The 24,798-nt window shown below is 68.4% G+C and carries 23 protein-coding genes; 7 read left to right on the top strand and 16 right to left on the bottom strand.

The window, feature by feature from the left end:
• Nucleotides 1-10: 10 nt before the first annotated feature.
• From SGCZBJ_RS09285 to SGCZBJ_RS09265, 5 genes are all read right to left on the bottom strand, one after another.
• On the bottom strand, nt 11-1,015 hold the full coding sequence (locus SGCZBJ_RS09285) for a FecR family protein (RefSeq protein ID WP_101717720.1): 1,005 nt from the start codon (nt 1,013-1,015) through the stop codon (nt 11-13).
• The gene (locus SGCZBJ_RS09280; RefSeq protein WP_165799283.1) at nt 1,012-1,602 is read right to left on the bottom strand and encodes an RNA polymerase sigma factor; all 591 of its coding nucleotides are present in this window, start codon (nt 1,600-1,602) and stop codon (nt 1,012-1,014) included. The genes SGCZBJ_RS09285 and SGCZBJ_RS09280 overlap by 4 nt, the downstream gene beginning before the upstream one ends.
• Nucleotides 1,603-1,783: 181 nt before the next feature.
• On the bottom strand, nt 1,784-3,412 hold the full coding sequence (locus tag SGCZBJ_RS09275; protein WP_101717718.1) for an ABC-F family ATP-binding cassette domain-containing protein: 1,629 nt from the start codon (nt 3,410-3,412) through the stop codon (nt 1,784-1,786).
• A 50-nt stretch (nt 3,413-3,462) separates the two neighbouring features.
• Nucleotides 3,463-3,861 carry a putative quinol monooxygenase gene (locus SGCZBJ_RS09270; protein ID WP_240621462.1) on the bottom strand — a complete coding sequence of 133 codons (399 nt, stop codon included), beginning with the start codon at nt 3,859-3,861 and terminating at the stop codon, nt 3,463-3,465.
• On the bottom strand, nt 3,846-4,205 hold the full coding sequence (locus SGCZBJ_RS09265) for a Kazal-type serine protease inhibitor family protein (protein ID WP_101717717.1): 360 nt from the start codon (nt 4,203-4,205) through the stop codon (nt 3,846-3,848). The genes SGCZBJ_RS09270 and SGCZBJ_RS09265 overlap by 16 nt, the downstream gene beginning before the upstream one ends.
• A gap of 161 nt (nt 4,206-4,366) precedes the next feature.
• Here SGCZBJ_RS09265 and SGCZBJ_RS09260 point away from each other — a divergent pair, with 161 nt between their 5' ends.
• From SGCZBJ_RS09260 to SGCZBJ_RS09240, 5 genes are all read left to right on the top strand, one after another.
• Nucleotides 4,367-5,830, top strand: coding sequence for an amidohydrolase (locus SGCZBJ_RS09260; RefSeq protein WP_101717716.1), 1,464 nt, complete (start codon nt 4,367-4,369; stop codon nt 5,828-5,830).
• Complete coding sequence (locus SGCZBJ_RS09255) at nt 5,830-7,185, top strand: amidohydrolase family protein (protein WP_101717715.1); 1,356 nt, start codon at nt 5,830-5,832, stop codon at nt 7,183-7,185. Before SGCZBJ_RS09260 ends, SGCZBJ_RS09255 begins: the two co-directional genes overlap by 1 nt.
• Before the next feature lie 57 nt (nt 7,186-7,242).
• Complete coding sequence (locus SGCZBJ_RS09250; RefSeq protein ID WP_101717714.1) at nt 7,243-7,728, top strand: GNAT family N-acetyltransferase; 486 nt, start codon at nt 7,243-7,245, stop codon at nt 7,726-7,728.
• A gap of 3 nt (nt 7,729-7,731) precedes the next feature.
• Nucleotides 7,732-8,391: a hypothetical protein gene (locus tag SGCZBJ_RS09245; RefSeq protein ID WP_101717713.1), complete on the top strand. Its 660-nt coding sequence runs from the start codon at nt 7,732-7,734 to the stop codon at nt 8,389-8,391.
• 175 nt (nt 8,392-8,566) lie between these two features.
• Nucleotides 8,567-9,127, top strand: a complete 561-nt coding sequence (locus SGCZBJ_RS09240; RefSeq protein WP_101717922.1) for a hypothetical protein — start codon at nt 8,567-8,569, stop codon at nt 9,125-9,127.
• Between the two features lie 144 nt (nt 9,128-9,271).
• Here SGCZBJ_RS09240 and SGCZBJ_RS09230 read toward each other — a convergent pair whose 3' ends face one another.
• Both SGCZBJ_RS09230 and SGCZBJ_RS09225 read right to left on the bottom strand, forming a co-directional pair.
• On the bottom strand, nt 9,272-10,570 hold the full coding sequence (locus tag SGCZBJ_RS09230) for a M23 family metallopeptidase (RefSeq protein ID WP_101717711.1): 1,299 nt from the start codon (nt 10,568-10,570) through the stop codon (nt 9,272-9,274).
• A 184-nt stretch (nt 10,571-10,754) separates the two neighbouring features.
• Nucleotides 10,755-11,141 carry a hypothetical protein gene (locus SGCZBJ_RS09225; protein ID WP_101717710.1) on the bottom strand — a complete coding sequence of 129 codons (387 nt, stop codon included), beginning with the start codon at nt 11,139-11,141 and terminating at the stop codon, nt 10,755-10,757.
• Between the two features lie 215 nt (nt 11,142-11,356).
• Between SGCZBJ_RS09225 and parE the strand changes: the two genes are divergently transcribed.
• Nucleotides 11,357-13,462 (top strand): DNA topoisomerase IV subunit B, encoded by a 2,106-nt coding sequence (gene parE / locus SGCZBJ_RS09220; protein WP_101717709.1) that lies wholly within the window; start codon nt 11,357-11,359, stop codon nt 13,460-13,462.
• A 36-nt stretch (nt 13,463-13,498) separates the two neighbouring features.
• Here parE and recN read toward each other — a convergent pair whose 3' ends face one another.
• From recN to lpxC, 3 genes are all read right to left on the bottom strand, one after another.
• On the bottom strand, nt 13,499-15,211 hold the full coding sequence (gene recN, locus SGCZBJ_RS09215) for a DNA repair protein RecN (RefSeq protein WP_101717921.1): 1,713 nt from the start codon (nt 15,209-15,211) through the stop codon (nt 13,499-13,501).
• 100 nt (nt 15,212-15,311) lie between these two features.
• Nucleotides 15,312-16,241 (bottom strand): outer membrane protein assembly factor BamD, encoded by a 930-nt coding sequence (locus SGCZBJ_RS09210; RefSeq protein ID WP_101717708.1) that lies wholly within the window; start codon nt 16,239-16,241, stop codon nt 15,312-15,314.
• 104 nt (nt 16,242-16,345) lie between these two features.
• Entirely contained in the window at nt 16,346-17,242 is an 897-nt protein-coding gene (gene lpxC / locus SGCZBJ_RS09205) for a UDP-3-O-acyl-N-acetylglucosamine deacetylase (protein ID WP_101717707.1), read from the bottom strand.
• Between the two features lie 288 nt (nt 17,243-17,530).
• Between lpxC and SGCZBJ_RS09200 the strand changes: the two genes are divergently transcribed.
• A complete protein-coding gene (locus tag SGCZBJ_RS09200; RefSeq protein ID WP_101717706.1) occupies nt 17,531-19,597 on the top strand; it encodes an alpha/beta hydrolase family protein in 2,067 nt (688 codons plus the stop codon).
• 131 nt (nt 19,598-19,728) lie between these two features.
• On the opposite strand, the gene SGCZBJ_RS09195 is transcribed toward SGCZBJ_RS09200, so the two are convergent.
• The 6 genes from SGCZBJ_RS09195 to yajC all read right to left on the bottom strand — a co-directional run bounded on the left by SGCZBJ_RS09195 (nt 19,729) and on the right by yajC (nt 24,679).
• Nucleotides 19,729-20,460: a squalene/phytoene synthase family protein gene (locus SGCZBJ_RS09195; RefSeq protein ID WP_101717705.1), complete on the bottom strand. Its 732-nt coding sequence runs from the start codon at nt 20,458-20,460 to the stop codon at nt 19,729-19,731.
• Between the two features lie 88 nt (nt 20,461-20,548).
• Nucleotides 20,549-21,163, bottom strand: coding sequence for a urate hydroxylase PuuD (locus tag SGCZBJ_RS09190; protein ID WP_101717704.1), 615 nt, complete (start codon nt 21,161-21,163; stop codon nt 20,549-20,551).
• A 209-nt stretch (nt 21,164-21,372) separates the two neighbouring features.
• Complete coding sequence (locus SGCZBJ_RS09185) at nt 21,373-21,732, bottom strand: Mth938-like domain-containing protein (RefSeq protein ID WP_101717920.1); 360 nt, start codon at nt 21,730-21,732, stop codon at nt 21,373-21,375.
• Between the two features lie 8 nt (nt 21,733-21,740).
• On the bottom strand, nt 21,741-22,691 hold the full coding sequence (secF, locus tag SGCZBJ_RS09180) for a protein translocase subunit SecF (RefSeq protein WP_101717703.1): 951 nt from the start codon (nt 22,689-22,691) through the stop codon (nt 21,741-21,743).
• Nucleotides 22,692-22,703: 12 nt separating this feature from the next.
• Complete coding sequence (gene secD, locus SGCZBJ_RS09175) at nt 22,704-24,299, bottom strand: protein translocase subunit SecD (RefSeq protein WP_101717702.1); 1,596 nt, start codon at nt 24,297-24,299, stop codon at nt 22,704-22,706.
• Nucleotides 24,300-24,364: 65 nt separating this feature from the next.
• Nucleotides 24,365-24,679, bottom strand: coding sequence for a preprotein translocase subunit YajC (gene yajC, locus SGCZBJ_RS09170; protein ID WP_101717701.1), 315 nt, complete (start codon nt 24,677-24,679; stop codon nt 24,365-24,367).
• Between the last annotated feature and the right edge of the window lie 119 nt (nt 24,680-24,798).

Below are 24,798 nucleotides of genomic sequence, written 5' to 3'. Positions count from 1 at the left end.
GCGGACGGGTTCAGCGCGGGGCCAGCACCAAGTCGCCGTTGGGCGCGCGCCGCACCGACAGGTCGTAAAGCGCCGACAGCACCGTCGCCGCGCCGTCGACGTCGCCGGCCTTCAGCTCGCCCCGGAACCGCTGTCCGGCGGCGCCGCTGACCACCAGGCGGCCGGGGCCGTAGCGATTGAGCTCGGCGGCGACCTGCGCCAGCGAGGCGCCGGCGAAGACCAGGCGGCCGTCCGACCAGCCCCAGGCCCCGTCGCGATCGAACCGTGCGACCATCAGCGGCTCGGCCGAGGCCGCGACCCGCACCCCGTCGCCGGGGGCAAGACGGACCGGCCGCACTGATCCGTGCTCGTTGTTGCGCACCTCGACCGCGCCCTTGAACAGGTTCACCGCCGCCGAGCCGGCGTCCAGGCGCACGTCGAAGACCGTGCCCAGGGCCTCGACCCGCGCTGGACCCGCTTCGACCACAAACGGGCGTGTCGGATCACGCGCCACGACGAAGCGCGCGCGCCCCTCGGCCAGGCGGATGTCTCGCCGGCGCGGGCGCATCTCGACGGTCAGCCGGGTGGCCGTGTCGAGCCGGATCGTCGAGCCGTCGCTCAGCGTCACCGAGCGCTGCTCGCCCAGGGCGGTCTGGTAGACCTCCGACCGTACGGGAGCGCCGACGCCGAAATGCAGGGCAAGGCCGCCGCCCGCCGCGCCGGCCAGCACGAAGGCGGCCAGGGCGGCGGCGCGGCGTGTCCAGGCCGCTCCCTGCCCTCGCCGGGCCTGTGCAGACGCCGACGGCGCGCCGTCGATCAGTTCGCGGATCGCCGGATCGTCAGCCAGCGCCCCGGCCAGCCCCCAGACATCGTCGATCTCGGCGGCGACCTTGGCCCGGGCGGCATTGCGCAGCCGCCAGCGGGCGTAGGCGGGCCTGAGCCGTCGACCGTCGGGACCGCGCAGGCGCGCGAACCAGGTCGCCGCGGCCTGGATGGCCGCGGGCGTGGCCCTGCGATCGAAGCGGTGCTCGGTCATTGTCGATCCTCTCCGCGTAAGGACGCACCGGAGCGATCCGACCCTACGGCCCGCCGCAATTGGGCAAGGGCCGCCGACACATACTTCTCCACCGTCTTGACGGAAATCTTCATCGCCGCGGCGATCTCGGCGTAGCTCATCTCGCGGTAGCGGCTCATCACGAAAGCCGTCCGCATCGGCTCGTCCAGGGCCAGGATCGCGGCGCGGGTCCGCGCCAGGGCCTCGCGGTGCTGCACGACGACGTCCGGCTCAGGCCTCGGATCGGTCAGGTCGTGATCCTCGATGGGCTCGTGCCGATCCTGGCGGCGCGCGCGGGCCCGGCGCCGGCGATCGCGCATCAGGTTCTCGGCGACCCGGAACAGGAAGGCCCTGGGGTTCTCCAGCGCCGCCACCGCCGGATAGGCGGCCAGGCGCAGAAAGCTTTCCTGGACGATTTCCTCGCGTTCCCACGGATCGACCTCGCGCGCGGCGAGGAACCGCCTCAGGTCGCCGGTGTGCGCCTGCGCGATGCTGTCGATCTCGCGGCGCTGGTCGCCGACGGCGGACGGCGCAGGGTCTGCGATCGAGGGCCTGTCGGCGCCGTCCATCCCAATAGCCTCGCACGCGTCACGCCAACTTCGACGCCTCCGCCTTTGCCGCATTTGCGCGGCGCATTCAACCGGCAGCCGAGCAGGCTTCGCCACGCAAACCCTTGGTGCAAAAGGGTCGTCGCAAAAAATTCACGGCCGCCGCCAGGCGCTCAGCCCAAAATCGGCGAGGCCTCCCGGGTCATGCGCCCGGATGCAACCCCGGCGCTTCCTGGCCCGTGCGGGCGACATACTCGGTGTAGCCGCCGCCGTACTGGTGGACGCCCTCGGGCGTCAGCTCCAACACGCGGTTCGACAGCGCCCCCAGGAAATGGCGATCGTGCGAGACGAAGAGCATGGTGCCCTCGAAATCGGCAAGCGCCGCGACCAGCATCTCCTTGGTGACCATGTCGAGGTGGTTGGTCGGTTCGTCGAGCACCAGCAGGTTCGGCGGATCGAACAGCATCTTGGCCATGACCAGACGCGCCTTCTCGCCGCCCGACAACACACGGCAGGGCTTCTCGACATCGTCGCCGGAGAAGCCGAAGCAGCCGGCCAGGGTGCGCAGGGCGCCCTGGCCGGCCTGCGGAAACGAGCGTTCCAGGGACTGGAAGATCGTCTCTTCGCCGTCCAGCAGGTCCATCGAGTGCTGGGCGAAATAGCCCATCTTCACGCTGGCCCCGATGTTGACCGCGCCCTGGTCGGGCTTGGTGTCGCCAGCCACCAGCTTCAGCAGGGTCGACTTGCCAGTCCCGTTGGCGCCCAGCACGCACCAGCGCTCCTTGCGGCGCACCAGGAAATCGAAGTCGTCATAGATCGGCTTGTCGCCATAGCCCTTGCGGACCCCGCGCAGGCTGATGACGTCCTCGCCCGAACGCGGCGGGCTCTGGAACTCGAACTGCACCGTCTGGCGCCGGCGCGGAGCCTCGACGCGTTCGATCTTGTCGAGCTTCTTGACCCGGCTCTGCACCTGGGCGGCGTGCGAGGCGCGCGCCTTGAACTTCTCGATGAACTTGATTTCCTTGGCCAGCATCGCCTGCTGGCGCTCGTACTGGGCCTGACGCTGCGCCTCGCTGAGCGCGCGCTGCTGATCGTAGAAATCGAGATCGCCCGAATAGGTGATCAGCGAACCGGCGTCGATCTCGACCACCTTGCCGATGATGCGATTCATGAAGGCGCGGTCGTGCGAGGTCATCAGCAGCGCGCCGTCGTAGTTCTTCAGGAACGCCTCCAGCCAGATCAGGCTTTCCAGGTCCAGGTGGTTGGAGGGTTCGTCCAGCAGCATGCCGTCGGGGCGCATCAGCAGGATGCGGGCCAGCGCCACGCGCATCTTCCAGCCGCCCGACAGCAGGCCGACATCGCCGTCCATGCGTTCCTGGCTGAAGCTCAGGCCCGCCAGCACCTCGCGCGCGCGGGCCTCCAGCGCATAGCCGTCCAGTTCCTGGAAACGTTCCAGCACCTCGCCATAGCGCTCCATGACGGCGTCCAGCTGGTCGGCCTGGTCGGGATCGACCATGGCCGCCTCGAGCGTGGCCATCTCGGCGGCCAGCGCGCTGACGGGGCCGACGCCGTCCATCACCGCGGCGACCGCGCTCTGGCCCGACATCTCGCCGACGTCCTGGCTGAAATAGCCGATCCGCATGCCCGGATCGATTGCGACCAGCCCGTCGTCGGGCTGCTCCTGGCCGGTGACCATACGGAACAGCGTCGTCTTGCCGGCGCCGTTCGGGCCGACGAGGCCGACCTTCTCGCCCTTCTGGATGCCCATCGAAGCTTCGATGAACAGGATCTGGTGGCCGTTCTGCTTGGAGATATTGTCGAGGCGGATCATGGGCGGTCTGCTAACGCGAGCGGAAGCAGAACGCCAGCCTTCGGGTCACATCAATTCGAACCGATCCCCACCCCGCCTACCGGCGTGGTCTCGAACCGGTGGCCGAAGCCGGCGATGATCGGCCTGGCCTTGGCGATGGCGGCCTGCACCGAAGGCAACTTCAGCGACGCGGCGTGGCTGTCCTTGTCGGTCCAGACCTCGGTGATCCAGATCGCGTCGGCGTCGGTGGGGTCGAGCGCCAGGATGTAGGACAGGCAGCCGGGCATGGCCTCCGTCCCCTCCTTCAGGATGGCGACCAGGTCGTCTCGCTTGCCCGGGGCGGCCTTCATCTGCCCGATCAGTCCGTACATCGTCTTGCCTCCCGCAACGGCGAGCGACGGCGCAAGGGCCGCCGCCGCGCCGCCGATCATGGCCTGCCTGCGGTCCATTCCTGTCAGGAGGCCTTGCACTCGCCCTCGTGGGCGACGCTGACGCCCTGGCCCGCCGCGCTGCAGGCGTTGCCGTAGGTCTTGCCGTCGCAGCCGCAGACGGGGCGGTAGTCCATGGTGCAGGCCTGCGGGCGCGGACGGCAGATCCCCGAAGCATCGGCGACGGTCTTGCAGGCGCCGACCGGCATCACGCAGGACAGGCCCTCGCCGCACTGGAAGCCTGCGATGCCGCCGCACATGCCGCCCTCAGCCACGGGCGCACGCGACATCGGCGGCGGAGCCCCAGTGGAGGGGCCGGCGAGCTGGCCCGCGCACGCGCTGATCAGAAGGACGGCCACGAGGCCCAGCCAGGGACGCAAGCTCATGATGTTCCTCCCGCGCGGATTCGACCGCAGGTCGCGATCCTCGCACGAAGCACGCGCGACAGACAAACGCCGCGATCGGGGAAAAATGGGGCGCCGTGCTGCTTGATCAGGGGTCTGAATTGGTCTGTCCTCGCGGCCTCTTCGAGAGTCGGGGAAAATTGATGACACGATGGGGTACGACGGCCGCGGCCGTCAGTCTGCTCGCGCTGGGCCTTTCGGCCTGCGCCACGACCGGAACGACGGCAAAACCGCAGGCGTCCGCCAAGCCGGCCGAGAAGGCCGAGGCCAAGCCGCTGCCCAAGGGCCTCGACGGCGAGGCCTCGTCGGGCTTCCCATCGACCTATGCGCCCCTGCCCTCGCGCCCGACGGCCTTCGTCGGCGCCACGGTGCTGACCGCGACGGGCCAGCAGATCGACAACGGCGTGGTCGTCGTGCAGGACGGCAAGATCGTCGCCGTCGGCGGCCCCGAGACCGCCATTCCGGCCGGCGTGACCACCGTCGACGCCAAGGGCAAGTGGATCACCCCCGGCATCATCGACTCCCACAGCCACCTGGGCGTCTACCCCTCGCCTGGCGTGTCGGCCAAGTCGGACGGCAACGAGGCCACCGATCCCAACACCGCCCAGGTCTGGGCCGAGCACTCGGTGTGGCCGCAGGACCCGGGCTTCAACCGCGCCCGCGCCGGCGGGGTCACCACCCTCCAAATCCTCCCAGGCAGCGCCAACCTGTTCGGCGGCCGTTCGGTGACGCTGAAGAACGTGCCCTCGACCACCATGCAGGGCATGAAATTCCCGGGCGCGCCCTACGGCCTGAAGATGGCCTGCGGCGAGAACCCCAAGCGCGTCTACGGCTCCAAGAACCGCTCGCCCTCGACGGCGATGGGCAACGTCTTCGGCTATCGCAAGGCCTGGATCGACGCGGCCGACTACGCCCGCAAGTGGGACGACTACCGCGCCAAGAAGGAAAAGGGCGAGAAGGCCGACGCCCCCAAGCGCGACCTGCAACTGGAAACCCTGGCCGGTGTGCTGAAGGGCGAGATCCTGGTGCAGAACCACTGCTATCGCGGCGACGAGATGGCCGTGATGATCGATGTGGCCAAGGAGTTCGGCTACAAGATCACCATGTTCCACCACGCGGTGGAGAGCTACAAGGTCGCCCCCCTGCTGGCCAAGGAAGGCATCTGCTCGGCCACCTGGGCCTCGTGGACCGGCTTCAAGATGGAAAGCCTGGACGGCGTCGACTCCAACGCCGCCATGGTGTGGAAGGCCGGCGCCTGCGTGGTCATCCACTCCGACGACCCGATCATGACCCAGCGCCTCAACCAGGAGGCCGCCATCGCCATGACCGCGGGCAACAAGATCGGCTACGGCGTCACCCGCGCCGAGGCCATCAAGTGGATCACGGCCAATCCGGCGAAAGCCATGGGCATCGCCGACAAGACCGGCAGCCTGGAAGCGGGCAAGGCCGGCGACATCGTGGTCTGGAGCAGCGATCCGTTCAGCGTCTACGCCAAGGCCGAGCAGGTCTATATCGACGGCGCCCTGACCTACGACCGCAACGACAAGCGCTATCAGCCCAAGTCCGACTTCGAGCTCGGCCAGCCCGGCCAGGGAGCGTTTAACTGATGATCCGGTCCATCCTTCTCGCCGGCGCGGCCCTGACCGCGGTCATCGCCGCTCCCGCCGCCGCCCAGACCTTCGCCATCGTCAACGCCCGCATCGAGCCGGTGTCGAGCGCGGCGATCCCGTCGGGGACGATCCTCGTCCAGAACGGCAAGATCGCCGCCGTCGGCGCCAATGTCGCGGTGCCGGCCGGCGTGACCGCGATCGACGCCAAGGGCGGGGTCGTTACCCCGGGCCTAGTGGCGCCGTCGTCGAACATCAGCGCCTCGGAGATCGGCGGCGTGCGCGAGACCCGCGACGACGGCACCGGCAGCTCGCTGTCGGCGGGCTTCGACATCGCCTACAGCGTCAACCCGTCCTCGCCGATGATCGGCCTGGCCCGCGACGGCGGCGTCACCAGCTCGGCCGTCACCCCGGTGCTGTCGGGCGTCGGCGGCGGCAGCCACGAGCACGCCGACGACGGCGTGGTCGAGGAGATGACGGCCGGCAAGGACGGCGGCGGCGATCCCCCGCTGTTCGGCGGCCAGGCGGCGTTCGTGCGCCTGAAGGCCGGCGAGGCCGACATCGTTTCGAAGTCCAAGACCGCCGTGACCCTGTCGCTGGGCGAGGCCGGGGCCCGCGCGGCCGGCGGCTCGCGCGGCGCCTCGATCGTGCTGGTCAAGTCGGCCCTGCAGGACGCCCGCGCCTTCGCCAGGAACCGCGCCGCCTTCGAACAGGGCGCCACGCGCGACTATGGCCTCTCGCGTCTCGACCTCGAGGCCCTGGTTCCGGTCGTGCAGGGCAAGACCCCGCTGCTGATCCGCGCCCATCGCGCCTCCGACATCCGCCTAGCCCTCAAGCTGGCGGCCGAGGAGAAGATCAGGATCGTGCTGGAAGGCGCCGAGGAAGGCTGGCTGGTGGCCGGCGAGATCGCCAAGGCCGGCGTGCCGGTGATCGTCGACACCCAGGCCGACCTGCCCGACAGCTTCGAGACCCTGGGCTCGCGCCTCGACAACGCCGCCCGCTTGAACGCGGCCGGCGTGACCGTGGCCATCAACGGCGCGCGCGACTTCAACAACCTGCGCCAGGAGCGCCTGAACGCGGGCCTGGCCGTCGCCAACGGCCTGCCCTACCCCGCGGCCCTGGCGGCGATCACCCTGACCCCGGCCAGGATCTGGGGCATGGCCGACCAGATCGGCTCGCTGGACGTCGGCAAGACCGCCGACCTCGTGCTGTGGACCGGCGATCCGCTGGAAACCACCACCTGGGCCGACAAGGTGTTCATCGGCGGCGTCGAGCAGCCGGCCGACAGCCGCCAGAGCCAACTTCGCGACCGCTATGCGGCGGGCGACAACGGCCTGCCCCCGGCCTACCGCTAGGACGACCAGACGGCCCCGCTCCTCCCTGGAGCGGGCCGTCGCTTTTCGAGGGAAGCCATGCAAGCCGCCAACGTCGTCATCCGCCCCTACCGGACCGACGATGCGCCCCACATGGCGCGGCTCTACTACGACGCCGTTCATGGCCTCGGCCGACGCGCCTACTCGGCGACCCAGGTCGCCGCCTGGGCGCCGGCCCCGCTACAGCCGATCGACGTGCTGAACCGCGCCGCCGACGGCCGCACGACGTTCGTCGCGGCCGACGCCAGCGACCAGGCCGTGGCCTATGTCGACCTTGAGGCCGACGGCCATGTCGACCACCTCTATTGCCATCCCGATTTCGCCGGCCAGGGCGTGGCTTCCCGCCTGCTGGAGACGGTGGTCCGGCAGGCCTTGGAACAAGGCCTCGCCGTCCTTTACGTAGAGGCCAGCGAGCTGGCCCGACCGGTGTTCGAGCGGCACGGCTTCACCGTGACCGCGCGGCGCGATTTCGAGGTGCGGGGCGTGCCGATCCACAACTACGCCATGCGGCGTGAACTGACCTGAGCCATGCCTGTCTTCGTTCACCTGACTTCGCACGACAACCTGCCCGCCATCCGCCGGGTCGGCATCGCCCCGGCCAAGTGGAGCAAGCGGGTCTTCGCCATGCCGGTGACCCGCAATTTCCAGATCTCGCACCAGTGGCTGCGGGAACTGCGGCGGGGCCAGAGCGGCACGATGCTCGCCGTCTACTTCCGGGTTCCGGACGACGAACCCGTCGAGATCGGCCACTACAGCTCGCCGCAGCGATCGGTGACCGCGGCCGAGGCCGTGGCCATCATGATGTCGGTCGAGACGGCCGATCCGGTCGTCGCCCTCGCGACGGACAAGGCGGACAAGAACCGCAAGGACATCCAAGCCGGCCGGCGCCTGCCGGCCTCGCCGCAGGGCTATCAGGTGCTGCTCAGCCGTCGCATCCAGCCTTCGGAGATCCTGCGGGTGAAGGTTCCTCCGCAGGTCGTGGGCTGGCGCTACCAGCCCGGCTCGAACGGCATGCCGCCCTGCCGCTGCATCTGCTGCACCAAGGGAACCTGGGGCATGGGCAAGCTGCTGCGCGCGGTCGAGGAGGCCGAAGCCGTCGGCCGTCCCACCAAGATCATCATGGGCGGTCGCGAGGACAGCTCCTACGAGCGCGTGGAACGGCTGCGGGCGCGACTGGCGAAGGGCTGAGCCCGCCCGTCCCATGAGGCCGCACTAGACCTAGGTCTAGTCGCCGCCTCCCCATGCCTTCGCGCGGCAAACCCATGGATGGCTACCTCGCCGGCCGCCTCTGGCCGAAAGTCCTGACGTCGCCCGGCGGCCGCATTCGGCGCTGCGGGCAAGCTTTCGACGAAAGGACATGGCGATGTCGGACATCATCATCACGGGCAAGCAACTGTCGGCCTCGGCCTATACGGCGACCATCAACGCGCCGATCGAGACGATCGACATCGCCGACTGGCTGTTCACCCTGCCCGAGGCCGAATACCAGCGCTGCTGCGCGCCCGACCACATCTCGGCCGGAGCGACCTTCACCGACGACGGCCGGCGCATGTCGATCAATGTCGAGATGATCGGCCAGACCCTGATGGTCCAGCACTACGTGGCCGAAATCGCCACCCCGACCCTGTGCAGGATGGTCTCGACCTCGGACGCCTTCACGCCCAATGGCCGCACGCGGGTTCAGGTTATCTGGACCCTGAGCGCCCGGAAGATCGACGAAGCGACCTGCGAATACACCAACAGCGTGGTCGCCCACCCCACCCAGGAATTCCTCGACTTCATCGACAAGCACGGCATGCCGTTCGAGGACGCCGCCGACGCCCGCCAGCGTGACGGCGGCGACCACAACAGCCGCGAGACGCCGCTGTTCGCCGCCAGCATCGAGCGCCGCGCCCTGGCCCGCATGGCGGCCAAGGCGGCTTGAGGGCAAACGGCGTCCGAGACGAAAACCTCGCCCTTCGACAGGCTCAGGGTGAGGTTTTCGAGCGGCCAGCCAGTGGTCCTCATCCTGAGCTTGTCGAAGGACGAGGACCACGCGCGGAGCCTGAACATCACTCCGTCCTACCCCTCAGGGCCAGACATTGTTGGACGTCACGCTGTCTCCGCCCGTTGGGACCTGGCAGTCGTTGAAGGTGATCGCCACCGACTGGCCCCAGTTGGTCGAGTCCGCCTGGACCTGGAAGTGCAGGTGCGGCCCCGAGGTGCGCCCCGTATTGCCCGAGGTGGCGATCGGCTGGCCGCGCTGGACGACGTCGCCGACATTCACCAAGACCCCGTTCTGCTGGATGTGGAAGTACCAGCTGGTGAAGCCGCCCGGATGGCGGATGCGCACGGCGTTGCCCCAGTTCTGCAGGCTGCCGCCCGGGAACGGCGTGTTGCTGGGCGTGGTCGGGGCGTTGGGGTTGTAGGTCGTGGACTGGCTTTCCTGCAGCCATTCGACCGTGCCGCCGCGCACCGCCCGGATCTGCGTGCCGACCGGCTTCGAGAAGTCGAAGGCGAAGGCCTGGCTGCCGTTGTGCGAGCCGCCGGGATTGTTGTTGCCCTGGCCGACGTTGCGCGTGTCGCCCGCCTTCCAGGGATAGCGATAGGCGCCAACGGCGCTGTCCTGCTGCTCGATGAACTCCATGCGCAGGCCGCGGCTGAAATAGGCGGCGTCCTCGGTCTTGAAGTCGACCGTGCAGCGGCGGTGGCTCCACCACTGGGTTCCGCTGCCCGTCCGCCAGACGGCGGCGTAGGCGTCGCCGTCCACCGACAGCGCTGCCAGTCGCAGGCCCTGGTTGAAATAGGTCTGGTCCTGGGTCTCGACCTGGGCGCTGGTCATGCCCGAACGCCACCACTGCGCGCCGCTCCCCGGCCGCCAGACGGCGGTGTAGCGCCCGCCGTCGACCTCAAGCAGGGTGATGCGCAGGCCGTTGTCGAAATGGGTCTGGACCTGCGCCTTCATCTGGTCGACCGTCATGCCGGTGCGCCACCACTGGGCGCCCGAGCCGGGCCGCCACACGGCCGTGAACCGGCCGCCGTCGAGTTCCAGGGCCGTCAGGCGAAGGCCTTGGTTGAAGTAGGCGCCGTCCTGCGCCTTCAGTTCGTCCAGCGTCATGCCCGAGCGCCACCACTGGGCCCCGGTCCCCGGTCGCCAGACGGCGGCGAAACGACCATCCTTCACCGACAGCGAATGGATGCGCAGGCCGTTGTCGAAGTGGGTTTTGTCCTGGGCCTTGAACTGTTCGAGGCTCATGCCCGAACGCCACCACTGGGCGCCGCTACCGGGCCGCCAGGCGGCTGCATAGCCGATGTCAGCGCAGGCCAGACCGGGCGCAGCCACGGCCAGCAGGCCGACGCAGAACGCCGGTGCAAGGATCGCACGCATCAAACCCTCCCATTCGGGCGCGTCTCTACGGAGCGCCGCTCGAAAGCCGGATACCGATGAAAAGCTTGGAACCGTGCGCCGATCGCCGGTCAGGCCCCGACGCCGCGCACGACAAGCTTAGGCGCGCCGGCCCGCTCCAGGAAGGGCGTATGGGCCTCGCCGCACAGGCAAGGCCCACGAGGCGTCAGGTCGCCCAGGTGATCTTCACGATCGAGGGGCGATCGCTGTTGTAGGAGACCGTGTGCTGCTCGCGGCGGCTGGCGGTGATGGCCAGCTTGTAGGTGTCGCCGGTCTGGTCGGTGAAGGCCAGGTTGATGCTGCCCGAGAAGATCCCCGACGGTCCTTGGGCGTCGACCTGCACCTGGTAGCTGTAGATGCCGGCGTTCGACACCAGCCGGATGCCGTAGACCTTGCCCTCGCTGTTGCCGATGATGCACGAGCTGAGGTCGGTGTTGCCGTTGATCGAGACGGCCGAGCCGACCGGCAGCAGCCCGTTGGCCGTGCCGCTGGTGTCGCCGCAGTCGGTGGTGGTGAATTCGGCGGTGCCCGCCTGCGCAGTCGCAGTCGTCATGACGCTTCTTCCTCTTCCGATGGGCCGGCCGCCGCTCGGGCCGGTGGAAAGGAGCATTCACTCAACTGCAGGCGATATCAACGGAAATACACGTGAAGATTGTCACATTCGTGCATGCACACTGAAGCTGCAACCCGATCCACAAGCAGCGCTTTCCTTGGGGGCGAGCTCGGGTCATACGGGGCGAGACACCCGAATCGCCGCAAAATCATCCGATGTCTTCCAAAGACCCCAACTCGCTGTTCTCGCTGTTCGACGACGACGCCCTGGCGCCGCCGAGCGCCCCGCCCTTGCCCGCCCGCGAACCGCATCCGCAGCCCAAGCCTCAGCCGCCGCCTCCTCCCCCTCCGGGCAAGGTCGAGGCCGCGCCGGCTGCTGTTCCCTCGTCGGGCGGCTATGACGCCAGTTCGATCGAGGTGCTGGAAGGCCTGGAGCCCGTGCGCATGCGTCCGGGCATGTACATCGGCGGCACCGACGAGCGCGCCCTGCACCACCTGTTCGCCGAAGTGCTCGACAACTCGATGGACGAAGCCGTCGCCGGCTTCGCCAAGTCGATCGAGGTCAAGCTCGACGCCGACGGCTACCTGTCGGTCAAGGACGACGGTCGCGGCATGCCCGTGGACCCGCACCCCAAGCATCCGGGCAAGTCGGCGCTGGAAGTGATCATGACCGTCCTGCACGCGGGCGGTAAGTTCAGCGGCAAGGCCTACGAGACCTCGGGCGGCCTGCACGGCGTCGGCGCCAGCGTCGTCAACGCCCTGTCGGAGCTGGTCGAGGTGACGGTCTGGCGCGACGGCTTCGAGCACCGCCAGAGCTTCGCCCGCGGCAAGCCGCTGGGCCCGGTCGAGAAGATCCAGCCCAGCCGCAAGCGCGGCACCATGGTGCGTTTCAAGCCCGATGACCAGATCTTCGGCGAAGGCTGCGCCTTCAAGCCGGCGCGCCTGTACCGCATGGCCCGCTCGAAGGCCTATCTGTTCCGCGGCGTGCAGATCAAATGGTCCTGCGCCCAGGAGCGAATCCACGACCAGACGCCCGCCGAGGCGGTGTTCCACTTCCCCAACGGCCTGGCCGACTTCCTGGCCGAACGCACCAAGGGCCTGGAGACGGTCACCCCGACCAGCTTCGCCGGCCGTATCGAGCGCGAGGGCGAAGCCGGCGCGGTCGAATGGGCCGTCACCTGGACCCCGCGCGGCTTCGGCGAACACGACGGCTTCATGCAGTCGTACTGCAACACCGTGCCGACCCCCGAGGGCGGCACGCACGAAAGCGGCTTCCGCGCCGCCCTGACGCGCGGCCTCAAGGCCTATGCCGACCTCAAGGGCGAGAAGCGCGGCACGATCATCACCGCCGACGACGTGGTGGCCCAGGCCGGCGCGCTGATCTCGGTGTTCATCAAGAACCCCGAATTCCAGGGCCAGACCAAGGAGAAGCTGTCGACGACCGAGGCCCAGCGCTTCGTCGAAAACGCCCTGCGCGACCCGTTCGACCACTGGCTGACCGGCAGCCCCAAGGCCGCCCAGGCGCTGCTCGAGTTCGTCATCGAGCGCGCCGAGGAACGCCTCAAGCGTCGCAAGGACAAGGAAGTCAGCCGCGCCAGCGCGACCCGCAAGCTGCGCCTGCCCGGCAAGCTGGCCGACTGCGCCGGCGGCGCGGTCGACGGCGCCGAACTGTTCATCGTCGAAGGCGACTCGGCCGGCGGCTCGGCCAAGCAGGCGCGTAACCGCAAGAACCAGGCGATCCTGCCCCTGCGCGGCAAGATCCTGAACGTGGCCTCGGCTTCGGGCGAGAAGTTCACGGCCAACAAGGAACTGTCGGACCTGATGCTGGCCCTGGGGGCCCAGGGCGGGAACAAGTACCGTGAAGAAGATCTGCGCTACGAGCGGATCATCATCATGACCGACGCCGACGTCGACGGCGCCCACATCGCCTCGCTGCTGATCACCTTCTTCTACCGGACCATGCCGGACCTGATCCGCGCCGGCCGCCTGTACCTGGCCCTGCCGCCGCTCTATCGCATCAGCCACGGCGGCAAGACCGAGTACGCGCGCGACGACGCCCACAAGGACGAGCTCCTGGCCACCATGTTCAAGGGCAAGAAGCCCGAGATCGGCCGGTTCAAGGGCCTGGGCGAAATGATGGCCTCGCAGTTGAAGGAAACCACCATGGACCCGGCGGTCCGCACCCTGGCGCGCGTGACCCTGCCGCGCCACGAGGAAACCGTCGAAGACCTGGTCGAGACCCTGATGGGCCGCAAGCCCGAACTGCGCTTCAAGTTCATCCAGGACAACGCGGCCTTCGCGGCCGACGACCTGGATCTGTGATGACAGGAACCTCCCCCACGGGGGGAGGTTTCCAATTTACCCGATCAGCGCCCGAGCCGCCGCCCGCGCAGCCTCGGTGACTTCCGCGCCCGAGAGCATCCGCGCGATCTCCTCCTCGCGTTCGGCTGGCGACAGGGGCTCGACCTTCGTTCGGGTGGACGTGTCGTCGCCGGATTTCGAGATCCGCCAGTGGGCGTCGCCGCGCGCGGCCACCTGGGCCGAGTGGGTCACCACCAGCACCTGGGCCCCACCTTGCCCTTCACCGCCGGCCAGGCGCTTCAAACGCAGACCAACGGCGTCTGCCACGGCCCCGCCGACGCCCTGGTCGACCTCGTCGAAGATCATCAGCGGCTGGGGACCGCCCCCCTTCCCCGCCAGCGCCGCCTTCAGGGCCAGGGCGAAGCGGGCCAGTTCGCCGCCCGAGGCGATGGCCTCCATCGGCCCGAACGGAGCGCCGGGGTTGGTCGAGATCTCGAAGGTGATGCGGTCCAGGCCCGACGGGCCGGCCTTGTCCTCGTCCAGAGGCTCCAGGGCGACGCGGAAACGGGCCTTCTCAAGTTTCAGCGGGCCCAGCTCGGCCTCGACGGCCTTGGCCAGGCGGTCGCCGGCGGCGCGGCGCTCGGTCGACAGCGCCTGGGCGGCGTAGAGATAGGCCTCGCGGGCCTCGGCGGCCTGGGCCTCGGCGGCGACCAGGGCCTCGGCCGAGGTCTCGACGGCCTGCAGGCGGGCGGCAAACTCGGCGCGGACGGCCGGCAGGTCCTCGACCAGCACGTTCAGCTTGCGGGCCATGCCGCGCAGGGCGAACAGACGCTCCTCGGCCTTCTCCAGGCGGTCGGGCTCGAATTCGAAGCTGTCGGCGGCGGCGTCGATGGCGGCGCTGGCCTCCTGGGCCTCGACGAGCGCCCGGTCGACGGCGTCACAGGCGGCGGCCAGGCGGGTCATGGCCGGACCGTCGGCCGGCGCGCCGGCGTTGGCGGCCCTATCCCGCGCTCGCTCAAGAGCGCGGAAGGCCTGGGCCAGCTTGCCCGACAGGTTGTCGCCGCCCAGGGCGTCCTGGGCCGAAGCGATGTCGGCCAGCGCCTTTTCGGCCGAACCCAGCAAGGCCCGCTCCTCGGCCAGGGCGGTCTCCTCGCCGTCGCGCGGATCGAGGCGGTCGAGCTCGGACAGGCGGAGCGTCAGCTCCTCGGTCTCGGCTGCGGCGCGCTCGGACAGGGCCTTCAGCTCGGCGGCGGCCTCGCGGGCGGCGCGCCAGCCGCTCCAGGCCGACGAAACGGCCCCGACGCTGACCTGGCCATAGGCGTCCAGCAGGGTGCGGTGGGTGCGCGGATCCAGCAGGCCGACCGTCTCGTGCTGGCCGTGCACTTCGAGCAGCAGCGCGCCCAGATCCTTGAGTACGCCGACGCTGGTGGCCTGGTCGTTGACGAAAGCCCGCGAACGGCCGTCCGGCGACAGCTGGCGGCGCAGGACCAGGTCCTCGTCGCGGGCGTAGTCCAGGCCCTTGTCGTCGAGATAGGCGAAGGCGGGGTGGTCGGGCGCCAGGGCGAAGATGGCCGTGGCGCTGGCGTGGCCTGCGGCTCCGCGGCGCACCAGGCCGGCGTCGGCGCGGGCGCCGGTGGCCAGGCCCAGGGCGTCGAGGATGATCGACTTGCCCGCCCCGGTCTCGCCGGTCAGCGCGGTCAGGCCCGGCCCGATGGCCAGGTCGAGGCTCTCGATGAGCACCACGTCGCGGATGGAGAGACCGATCAGCATGGCCGGAAGGATCACCGGGAATCGGGCTTTTTCAAAGAGGAAGCGGTAGGCGTTTGAGAACAAAAGAAAAACGGGCCGTTTTGCAACGGCCCGCTTTGCCTTACATCCCGAGAACGCCCATCAGGCCGCCCTTTTTCTTCTTCTCGCCGGGAGGGGCCAGGGTGGCGCCCTTGTCCTTGTTGAAGGTCCGGTCGATCAGGTTGCGCTTGTTGCCGGCCTTCAGCGGCTCGACGGCCGGCTTCAGGCCCGCGTCGTTCAGCAGCTTGTAGGCGTCAGCGTACCAGCGGTCGCCCGGGAAGTTGTAACCCAGCACCGCGCCGTTGCGCTTGGCTTCCTCGGTCAGGCCCAGGGTCATGTAGGCCTCGACCAGGCGATAGAGCGCCTCGGGCGTGTGCGAGGTGGTCTGGTGACGGTCGACCACGGTCTTGAAGCGGCCGATGGCGGCCAGGGTCTTGCCGTCACGCAGGTACCAGCGACCGATGGCCAGTTCCTTGCCGGCCAGCTGGTCGTTGACCATGTCGATCTTCAGGCGGGCGTCCTGGGCGTATTCGCTGTTGGGATAGCGCTGGACGACGTCGCGCAGCGCGGCGAGCGCCTGCTCGGTGGCGGCCTGGTCGCGGTACACGTCGACGATCTGCTCGAAGTAGCAGATGGCCTTCAGATAGTAGGCGTACGAGGCCGACGGGTTCCCCGGATAGAGCGAGATGAACCGGTCGGCGTCGCCGATGGCGTCGGCGTACTGGTTGCCCTGGTAGTGGGCGTAGCCGGTCATCAGGATCGAGCGGCGCGACCATTCCGAATAGGGGTGCTGGCGCTCGACCTCGCGGAAGTAGTCGACGGCCTCGTTCCAGCTGCCGCGGTCCAGGCGATTGGCGCCGGTGGAATACAGCAGCTCGACCGGACGCTCCTCATAGGCCAGCGTCGGCTTCTTGGGCTTGCCCGCGCAGGCGGTAACCGACAGAGCGGCGAGCACGGCCACGATGGAGACGGCCGAACGTCCCGAGATTTTGCGAAGCACGGACTCTCTCACCCTCGAAGCAACCTTGCGCGCCCCCGCGCCGAACCAAGGCTTCTACACCACGTCGATGCGGGCGCAAACGAAAGCCGAGCGGCGGGAGCGATCCCCCGTTTTGATCAGACCGCTTCGGCCAGCTCCGGCGCATAAGCGCGCCAGCGCCAAGCGCGCGGTTGCTCCATCAACGCACGAACAGCGGCGTTATTGAGGCCGTGTCCGGCCAGAATTCCTTCGAACCTGCCAAGGATCGGAGCACCAACGACATAAAGGTCGCCGACGGCGTCCAGGGCCTTGTGGCGCACGAATTCGTCCGAGCGGCGCAGGCCTTCCGGGTTGAGCACGCGGTCGCCGTCGATGACCACGGCGTTCTCCATCGAGCCGCCGCGGGCCAGGCCGATGTCACGCAGGGCCTCGACCTCGCGCAAGAAGCCGAAGGTGCGGCAGTTCGACAGTTCCTTGCGGAAGCTGGCCTCGTCGATGACGAGATCGACGCGCTGGCGGCCGATGGCCTTGCTGGCGAAGGCGATCTCGAAGGCCACCTCGAAGGATTCGGCCGGCGTCAGGGTCGCGCGCTTGTCGCCCTCGACCACCTCGATCGGCGAGAGAATCTCGATGTAGCGGCGCGCGGCTTCCTGGCGACGGCGGCCGGCGCGGTCGAGGATCTGCACGAAGGGCTCGGACGAGCCGTCCATGATCGGCACTTCAGGGCCGTCCAGCTCGACGACGCAGTTGTCGACCGACAGGGCGGCCAGGGCGGCCATCAGGTGCTCGATGGTCGAGACGCGCACGTCGGCGGCGTTGGCGATGACGGTGCCCAGCTGGGTCTGCACCACGGCGTCGCCGCAAACCGGCACGCGGTTGTCGCGGTCCTGGACGTCGGTGCGCACGAAGACGATCCCGCTGTCGGGAGCGGCGGGGCGCACGGCGACGCGCACGTGCGCACCCGTGTGCAGGCCGATCCCTGCGAAGATCACCGGTCCAGCGACCGTGTGCTGATGATAAGGCGAAACCGACACGAGAAACCTTTGTAAACTTGGGAGCGGCTCTGCGGCCGCATATTCGTCCCCATTTACCGTCTACGAGCTTTGCCGCGACGCAGCAACGCAAGTCCTGTTTCGGATTGTTACCTTCATAAGTCGTTGTCCGATATGGCATTTTCGTCACGCGAAAGGCCAATTTTCGCCACCTTCGCTAACGGCGTTGCAGCATGGAGCAAAGCTTGCCCTTCGGGCTGGCCTCGTCGGCACGGCGCCGCTAGGCTCGCGCCGATTTTTGGCAACCTTGCCGCCTGGACCACGACTTCCATGACCAAGACCTTGCGCCTCGCCGCCTCCGCCCTCGCCCTATCGCTGGCCGCCTTCGCGATCGTTCCGGCCGCACATGCGGAAGGCCGGGGCTTCACCGCCAAGGACATGGTCACGCTCGACCGCGTCAGCGAGCCGAAGGTGTCGCCCGACGGTCGCCAGGTGATCTACCTGGTGCGGACGATGGACCTGCCGGCCAACAAGGCCTCGTTCTCGCTGTGGGTCGCCGACCTGAAGGCCAAGATCGCACCGCGTCGCCTGGCGGTGTCGGACGGCGGCGTCTCCAGCGCGCGCTGGTCGGCCGACGGCAAGAGCATCTACTTCCTGTCGGGCCGCGCGGGCTCGGACCAGGTGTTCCGCACGGATGCTTCGGGCCAGACCGCCGTCCAGGTCACCAAGGCCCCGTTCGACGTCGGCGCTTTCAAGGTCTCGGCCGACGGCAAGACCGTGGTGGTCAGCCAGGCCGTCTTCCCCGACTGCCCCACCCTCGCCTGCACCCAGGAGCGCCTGGACCAGAAGAAGGCCCAGAAGACCACCGGCGTCGTCTACGACAAGCTTTTCATCCGCCACTGGGACACCTGGAACGACGGCACGAAGAACCACCTCTACGCCTACGGCCTGGACGCTTCGGGCGTGGCGGCGGGCGAGCCCGTGGCCCTGATGGCCGGCTTCGACGGTGATTCCCCGACCAAGCCGTTCGGCGGCGACGAAGACTTCACCATCAGCCCCGACGGCAAGACCGTGGTGTTCTCGGCCAAGATCGCCGGCCGCGACGAGCCCTGGCAGACCAACTACGACCTGTGGTCGGTTCCGGTCGACGGCTCGGCCAAGCCGGCCAACCTGACCGAAGACAACAAGGCCTGGGACGCCCAGCCGACCTTCTCGCCGGACGGCAAGGTCCAGGCCTGGCTGGCCATGAAGCGCCCGGGCTTCGAGGCCGACCGCTTCGGCGTCATGGTCCGCGAGAACGGCAAGGTGCGTGAAGTGGCCCCGGCCTGGGATCACTCGGCCCAGTCGATCACCTTCAGCGCCGACGGCAAGACCATCTACACGACCGCCGAGGACGTGGGTCAGACCAAGCTCTTCGCCATCGACGTCAAGAGCGGCAAGGCCACCGCCCTGACCGGCGAAGGCCACGTGGGCGCGTTCAGCGCCGCCGGCGGCTCCACCGTGATCGCCCAGGACAACCTCAAGACCCCGGCCCAGCTCTACGCCCTGGCCCCCAAGGGCGCGCCGATCCAGTTGACCGGCCTCAACGCCGACAAGCTGCAAGGCATCGCGATGGGCGAGGCCGAGCAATTCAGCTTCAAGGGCTGGAACGACGAGACCGTGCACGGCTACCTGGTCAAGCCGGCCAACTTCGATCCGTCGAAGAAGTATCCGGTCGCCTTCCTGATCCACGGCGGCCCGCAGGGCTCGTTCGGCAACCTCTTCCACTATCGCTGGAACGCCCAGACCTACGCCGGCGCCGGCTACGCCGTGGTGATGATCGATTTCCACGGTTCGACCGGCTACGGCCAGGCGTTCACCGACGCCATCAGCCAGCACTGGGGCGACCGCCCGCTGGAAGACCTGCAGAAGGGCTGGGATTTCGCCACCAAGACGTACGGCTTCCTCGACCAGGACCGCGCCTGCGCCCTGGGCGGCTCGTACGGCGGCTTCATGATCAACTGGATCGCCAGCCAGTGGAAGGAGCCGTGGAAGTGCCTGGTGAACCACGACGGCATCTTCGACAGCCGCTTCATGGGCTACTCGACCGAAGAGCTGTGGTTCAGCGAATGGGAGAACGGCGGCGCGCCCTGGCAGCCGAACACCACCTATTCGAAGTTCAACCCGGCCGACCACGTGGGCGAATGGAGCGTGCCGACCCTGGTCGTGCAGGGCCAGAATGACTTCCGCGTGCCGCTGGAGGAAGGCATCGCCACCTTCACGGCCCTGCAGCGCAAGGGCGTGCCCAGCAAGTTCCTGTACTTCCCCAACGAGAACCACTGGGTGCTGAAGGCCCAGAACTCGGTCCAGTGGCACGACGAGGTGCTGGGCTGGCTGAACCAGTGGACGGGGAAGTAAGGCCCAAGACGCCCTTCCCCTTGATGGGGGAAGGTGGCCCGCGAAGCGGGTCGGATGGGGGTTAAGCGGCCGCGGCCCTAGTCACCCCCATCCCCGGCCCTTCCCCCATCAAGGGGGAAGGGAGCCAAGGATCAAATCCGGCCCGTCGCGACCGACCAGGTCAGGCGGGCCTTTTTTCCGAGCTCGCTTATCTCTCGCCCCTTGGCCTGGCGCGCCGCCAGGGCGGCAGGCGCCACGGCCGGAAAGGCCGCGATCGGCAGGGCCTTGAGCTCGGCGGCGGCCGCCTTGCGCTGCTGCGCCACGCGGGTCTCGACGTCGGCGGCGGTCCAGGCCAACGGCAGGCGCGAGCGACCGGCCAGCTTCAGTCGCCACAGCCCGGCCAGGCCATAGGCGCGCGCAGCAGCTCGGACGGCGGCGGGATCGGCCGAGGCGTCCAGGCGGCGCGCCATCAGGCCGGCCAGGGCGCCGGCGGTGGCGTCCAGATAGGCCAGCACCGCGGCCTCGTCGGCGAACGGCGCCTCTTCCAGGTCGGCCAGGCGGGCCTCGGCCATCGCCGCCAGGGCCAGCGGATCGACGCCCGAGGCGGCCAGGGCCTCGACGGCCGGATGCTTGCGCGGAGCCTTGCCGGCGGCCAGCTCCTCCATCGCCTCGCGCCACCAGGTCAGGCGGATCTCGCCCATCAGCGCGTTGGTCACGCCGCCGGCCACGCGGGCCAGTTCGTAGTTGAAGGCGACCAGGGCCACGACGTCGCTGCGCGCCGCGAGGTCGGACACGAACCGGCTGGCCAGCCAGCGATCGTTGTCCATGCGGCGGACCAGATCGTCGAGACCGGAATCGTAGGGGTTTTCGGGGGCGGCGGACATGGCGCGGCTTATGCCCCCCTCTCGTCGCAAGCTCAAAGAAAAAGGCCCGCCGTTTCCAGCGGGCCCTCGTTGAGCGCTCGGCGACGGATCAGCCGAACAGCGTCTGGTACATCGTCATCGTCACCAGCATCGGGATGCTGAGCAGCATGTTGATGCGCGAGAACAGCATGGCGGTCGTGGCCGCCTTGGCCTTGGTCGCGTCGTCGGCCGGCACGAGGCCGAGAGCCCGCTTCTGGTTTGGCCAGATCAGGCCCCAGACGTTGAAGAACATCACGGTGGCCAGCCACATGCCCATGCCGATGAAGGTGAAGCCCATGTCGACGCCGCGCTGGTAGCCCTGCCAGGCGCCCAGTGTGATCGCTTCCATCAGGTAGCCGCGATTGAAGGCCACGATCATGCCCATGATCCAGGTGGCGAGCGCCGACCAGCGGAACCAGAACAGCGCCTCGGGGGCGATGTACTTGCTGACCGCCGGCTTCAGCTCGGCCGGAATGGTCGGCATCACCCGCATCTGCACGAAGTTGAAGTAGTAGAGCAGCCCGATCCACAGGATGCCGAACAGCACGTGCAACCAGCGGAACACCGCCTGCCAGTAGGCGCCGTGGAAGCCGTTGGGGCTGTGCCCGAAGCCGAACACCATCACCAGGGCCAGCACCAGGCTGACGATGATGGTGCTGCGGAAGTTGGTGAGAATCCCAGTCAATTCAGCCCCCTGAGCCGTGTCTTGGCGCGCAGGATAGGCGTTGCGGGAGAGTCGGGGAAGGCAGGACCCTCCCCCCTGAAGGGGGAGGTGTCGGCAAAGCCGACGGAGGGGGATGTCTCTGATGAGGTCGAAGCGGTCGTTGAGGGTAGCAACCGCTTCCCCTTCCGGCCCTTCGGGCAACCTCCCCCTCCAGGGGGAGGGTGGCGAAGTCAGACCGCGATCAGCGCCGCGGCCAGGCGCCGGCCTTCGCTGGCCAGGACGTTGTAGGTGCGGGCGGCGGCCTCGGTGCTCATGAACTCGAGGCCCAGGCCCGCGGCCTTCAGGGCGTCGCGCACGGGGCGCGGGGGCAAGGCGTTGGCCAGGCCCATGCCCAGCAGCACGAACTCGACCGCGCCACCGGCGGCGAACACCGGGGCGAAGGCCTCCGGCGTCAGCTCGGCCAGGCCGGCGACGGCCCAGTCCTGCGGCTGGTCGTCGATGACCAGCAGCGAACCGGGCCGCCAGACGCCGGAGACCCGGAAGCCGCCGCCGCCCCAGGCGTCGATCGACGGGGGCTGGCGCGGGTTCAGCGGCTGGCTCACGGCTGGCTGGCCGCGCCGAGCTTGATCGGCTTGGCGTCTTCGTCGCCGCGCTTGACGCCCCAGACCAGGATCAGGGGCAGAGCGATGTAGATCGACGAATAGGTGCCGATGGCGATGCCGAACACCATGGTGAAGACCAGCGGGAACAGCACCGGACCGCCGAAGATCATCGTGCCGCCCAGCGCCAGCAGCGCGGTCGAGCCGGTGATGATCGTCCGCGACAGACGCTCGTTCTCCGACAGGTCGATGATCTCGCGCAGCGGCGTGGTCTTGTACTTGCGCAGGTTTTCCTTGAGGCGGTCGAAGGTGATGACCTTTTCGTTCATCGAGTAGCCGATGACCGTCAGCAGGGCCGCGACCGAGGTCATCGAGAACTCGATCTGCATCACCGACAGGATGCCCAGGGTCAGGATGATGTCGTGGAACACGGCCACGACGGCGCCGACGGCGAACTGCCACTGGAAGCGGAACCAGATGTAGCCGAGCATCAGCAGCAGGGCGATGCCCAGGGCCTTGAAGCCGCCGAGCAGCAGTTCGCCCGACACCTTGGCGCCGATGACCGTCGGCGCCGGCATGGTCATGCCGGGGAACTTGGCGATGATCTCGCTCTTGATCCGGTTGGCCTCGACGTTGGCGTTGGCGCCTTCGGTCGGCAGGAAGCGGATCATCGCCGAGTTGGCCGAGCCGAAGCCCTGGACCTGGACGTCGTGCGCGCCGGTGGACTTGGCCACCTTGCGCAGGTCGTCAAGGTCGATGGCCGTGGGCATGCGGGCTTCCAGGGCGACGCCGCCCTTGAAGTCGATGCCCAGGTTCAGGCCCTGGGTGAAGAACGACACGCCCGAACCGAGGATCAGGATGAGCGAGAAGACGGCGGCGACCGGAGCCCAGCGCACGAAGCGGTAGTGGGTCGAGCGCGGGATCAGGCGAATGAGGGGCCAAGCAGCCATGAGCTTTGATCCTTACGCGATCGGCAGCTTCTTCGGCTTGGCGGTCTTGAACCACCAGCCGATGAGCACTTGAGTGATGATGATGGCGGTGAACAGCGAGGTGAACACGCCGATCGCCAGGGTCCAGGCGAAGCCCTTCACGGGGCCCGAGCCGAAGCTGAACATGATGCCGGCCGAGATCAGGCTGGTGATGTTGGCGTCGAGGATCGACACCAGCGCCAGCTTGTAGCCGGTATCGGCCGCCGACATCGGCGACCTCCCTGCCGCGGCCTCGTCGCGCATCCGCTCGTAGATCAGCACGTTGGCGTCGACGGCGACGGCCAGCGTGAGGATCAGGCCGGCGATGCCCGGGAAGGTCAGGGTCGCCTGGGTGAACGACATGATCCCGACGATGAGCAGCACGTTGGCGATCAGGGCGATGGCCGCGAACACGCCGAACAGGCCGTAGGCCAGGATGATGAAGACGAACATCGCCGCAGCGCCGATGGCGAGCGAGATGGCGCCGGCCTTCACGGCGTCCGCGCCCAGTTCGGCGCCGACGGTGCGTTGCTCCTCGATGTTCAGCTGGGCCGGCAGCGCGCCCGAACGCAGCAGCAGCGACAGTTCGCTGGCGCTTTCGACGGTGAAGTTGCCGGTGATCTGGCCCGAGCCGCCGAGGATCGGCGTCTGGATGGTCGGGGCCGAGATGACCTTGTTGTCGAGGACGATGGCGAAGCGCTTGCCGATGTTGCGCGAGGTGGCGTCGCCGAACTTGCGGGCGCCCGAACCGTTGAAGCGGAACGAGACGACCGGACGGCCGCTCTGGCCGTCGAAGGCCTGCTGGGCGTCGACCAGTTCCTCACCTGAAACCACGGCGCGCTTCTTGAGCGCGTAGGCGGGCGCGTAGCCGTCGCCGCTGGCCACGACCACCGTGCCAGGAGGCACGCGGCCCGAGGCCATCTCTTCCGGGGTGACGGTCTCGTCGACCATCTGGAAGGTCAGCTTGGCGGTCTTGCCGATGACGGCCTTCAGGCGCTCGGGATCGCTTTCGCCGGCCGCCTGGATGACGATGCGGTCCGCGCCCTGGCGGGTGATCGTCGGTTCCTTGGTGCCCAGGCTGTCGATACGGCGACGGATGGTCTCGATCGACTGGTCGACGGCCTTGGAGGCGTCGGCGCGGGCGGCTTCGGCCGAAAGGCTCAGCTCGATGCGCTGGTCAGGCTTGGTCGCGACGTTGACGTCGGTGCCCACGCCGCTGGCCAGCGGATTGCCCAGCTTGCGCAGTTCGGTGACGGCGGCGTTGACCTTGGAGGCGTCGTCGATGCGCACGCCGATCACGCCGTTGGTCACGGCCAGGCCGTTGAAGTCGATTCCCGCGGTGCGCAGGGTGTTGCGGGCGTCCTCGACCAGGTTGTCGAGGCGCTCCTTGCGCAGTTGGGCGGTGTCGACCTCATAAAGGAGGTACGACCCGCCCTGGAGGTCGAGGCCAAGGTTCAGCTTCTGCTTGGGAACCCATCCCGGCAGGGCGTCTAGCGTCTTCTGCGGCAGAAGATTCGGCAGGGTGAAGACGATGCCGAAGATCACCGACAGGGTGACCAGGATAATCTTCCAGCGGGATAGGCTCAGCATGGACTACGAGGCTCTCGACGACGCCAGGGGCGCCAGGGCGGGCTTGATACGAACTAGACTTAAGCTCAGTTCTTCGGGTCGTTGGCAGGGGCCGGTTCGCCCTTGGCCGTGACTTCGGTGATCATGGCCTTGCGGACCTTCACCGTGACGCCCTGAGCGATCTCGACGCCGACTTCCTTTTCTTCCACCCGCACGATCTTGCCGATCACGCCGCTGGACAGAACGACACTGTCGCCGCGCTTTATGTTGTTCAGGGTCGCGAGGTGTTCCTTTTGGCGCTTCTGCTGAGGACGGATCAGCATGAAGTAGAACAGCACGACCATGAGGATGATCGGCGCGATGCCGATGAGCTGCTGCTCCAGGCCACCAGAGGGGTTCATAACGTCTCCACGAATTTCTGCGGGCGGAGCGCCTGAAATAGGGTCCCCGCCAAGTCGGCGGAAGCTATGCGTTCACCTCCTCTTTTGCAATGAGGGCGCGAGAGCGTTAGGAGCGTGGC

This window comes from Caulobacter zeae (assembly GCF_002858925.1).
Classification (GTDB): Bacteria; Pseudomonadota; Alphaproteobacteria; order Caulobacterales; family Caulobacteraceae; genus Caulobacter; species Caulobacter zeae.
This window is presented reverse-complemented; position numbering and strand designations above follow the sequence as displayed.

Excerpts from the sequence above, each read along its gene's own strand:
- SGCZBJ_RS09285 (WP_101717720.1), bottom strand. The coding sequence starts at position 1,015 with ATGACCGAGCACCGCTTCGATCGCAGGGCCACGCCCGCGGCCATCCAG.
- SGCZBJ_RS09280 (WP_165799283.1), bottom strand. The coding sequence starts at position 1,602 with ATGGACGGCGCCGACAGGCCCTCGATCGCAGACCCTGCGCCGTCCGCC.
- SGCZBJ_RS09275 (WP_101717718.1), bottom strand. The coding sequence starts at position 3,412 with ATGATCCGCCTCGACAATATCTCCAAGCAGAACGGCCACCAGATCCTG.
- SGCZBJ_RS09265 (WP_101717717.1), bottom strand. The coding sequence starts at position 4,205 with ATGAGCTTGCGTCCCTGGCTGGGCCTCGTGGCCGTCCTTCTGATCAGC.
- SGCZBJ_RS09260 (WP_101717716.1), top strand. The coding sequence starts at position 4,367 with ATGACACGATGGGGTACGACGGCCGCGGCCGTCAGTCTGCTCGCGCTG.
- SGCZBJ_RS09255 (WP_101717715.1), top strand. The coding sequence starts at position 5,830 with ATGATCCGGTCCATCCTTCTCGCCGGCGCGGCCCTGACCGCGGTCATC.
- SGCZBJ_RS09250 (WP_101717714.1), top strand. The coding sequence starts at position 7,243 with ATGCAAGCCGCCAACGTCGTCATCCGCCCCTACCGGACCGACGATGCG.
- SGCZBJ_RS09245 (WP_101717713.1), top strand. The coding sequence starts at position 7,732 with ATGCCTGTCTTCGTTCACCTGACTTCGCACGACAACCTGCCCGCCATC.
- SGCZBJ_RS09240 (WP_101717922.1), top strand. The coding sequence starts at position 8,567 with ATGTCGGACATCATCATCACGGGCAAGCAACTGTCGGCCTCGGCCTAT.
- SGCZBJ_RS09230 (WP_101717711.1), bottom strand. The coding sequence starts at position 10,570 with ATGCGTGCGATCCTTGCACCGGCGTTCTGCGTCGGCCTGCTGGCCGTG.
- SGCZBJ_RS09225 (WP_101717710.1), bottom strand. The coding sequence starts at position 11,141 with ATGACGACTGCGACTGCGCAGGCGGGCACCGCCGAATTCACCACCACC.
- parE (WP_101717709.1), top strand. The coding sequence starts at position 11,357 with ATGTCTTCCAAAGACCCCAACTCGCTGTTCTCGCTGTTCGACGACGAC.
- recN (WP_101717921.1), bottom strand. The coding sequence starts at position 15,211 with ATGCTGATCGGTCTCTCCATCCGCGACGTGGTGCTCATCGAGAGCCTC.
- SGCZBJ_RS09200 (WP_101717706.1), top strand. The coding sequence starts at position 17,531 with ATGACCAAGACCTTGCGCCTCGCCGCCTCCGCCCTCGCCCTATCGCTG.
- SGCZBJ_RS09195 (WP_101717705.1), bottom strand. The coding sequence starts at position 20,460 with ATGTCCGCCGCCCCCGAAAACCCCTACGATTCCGGTCTCGACGATCTG.
- secF (WP_101717703.1), bottom strand. The coding sequence starts at position 22,691 with ATGGCTGCTTGGCCCCTCATTCGCCTGATCCCGCGCTCGACCCACTAC.
- secD (WP_101717702.1), bottom strand. The coding sequence starts at position 24,299 with ATGCTGAGCCTATCCCGCTGGAAGATTATCCTGGTCACCCTGTCGGTG.
- yajC (WP_101717701.1), bottom strand. The coding sequence starts at position 24,679 with ATGAACCCCTCTGGTGGCCTGGAGCAGCAGCTCATCGGCATCGCGCCG.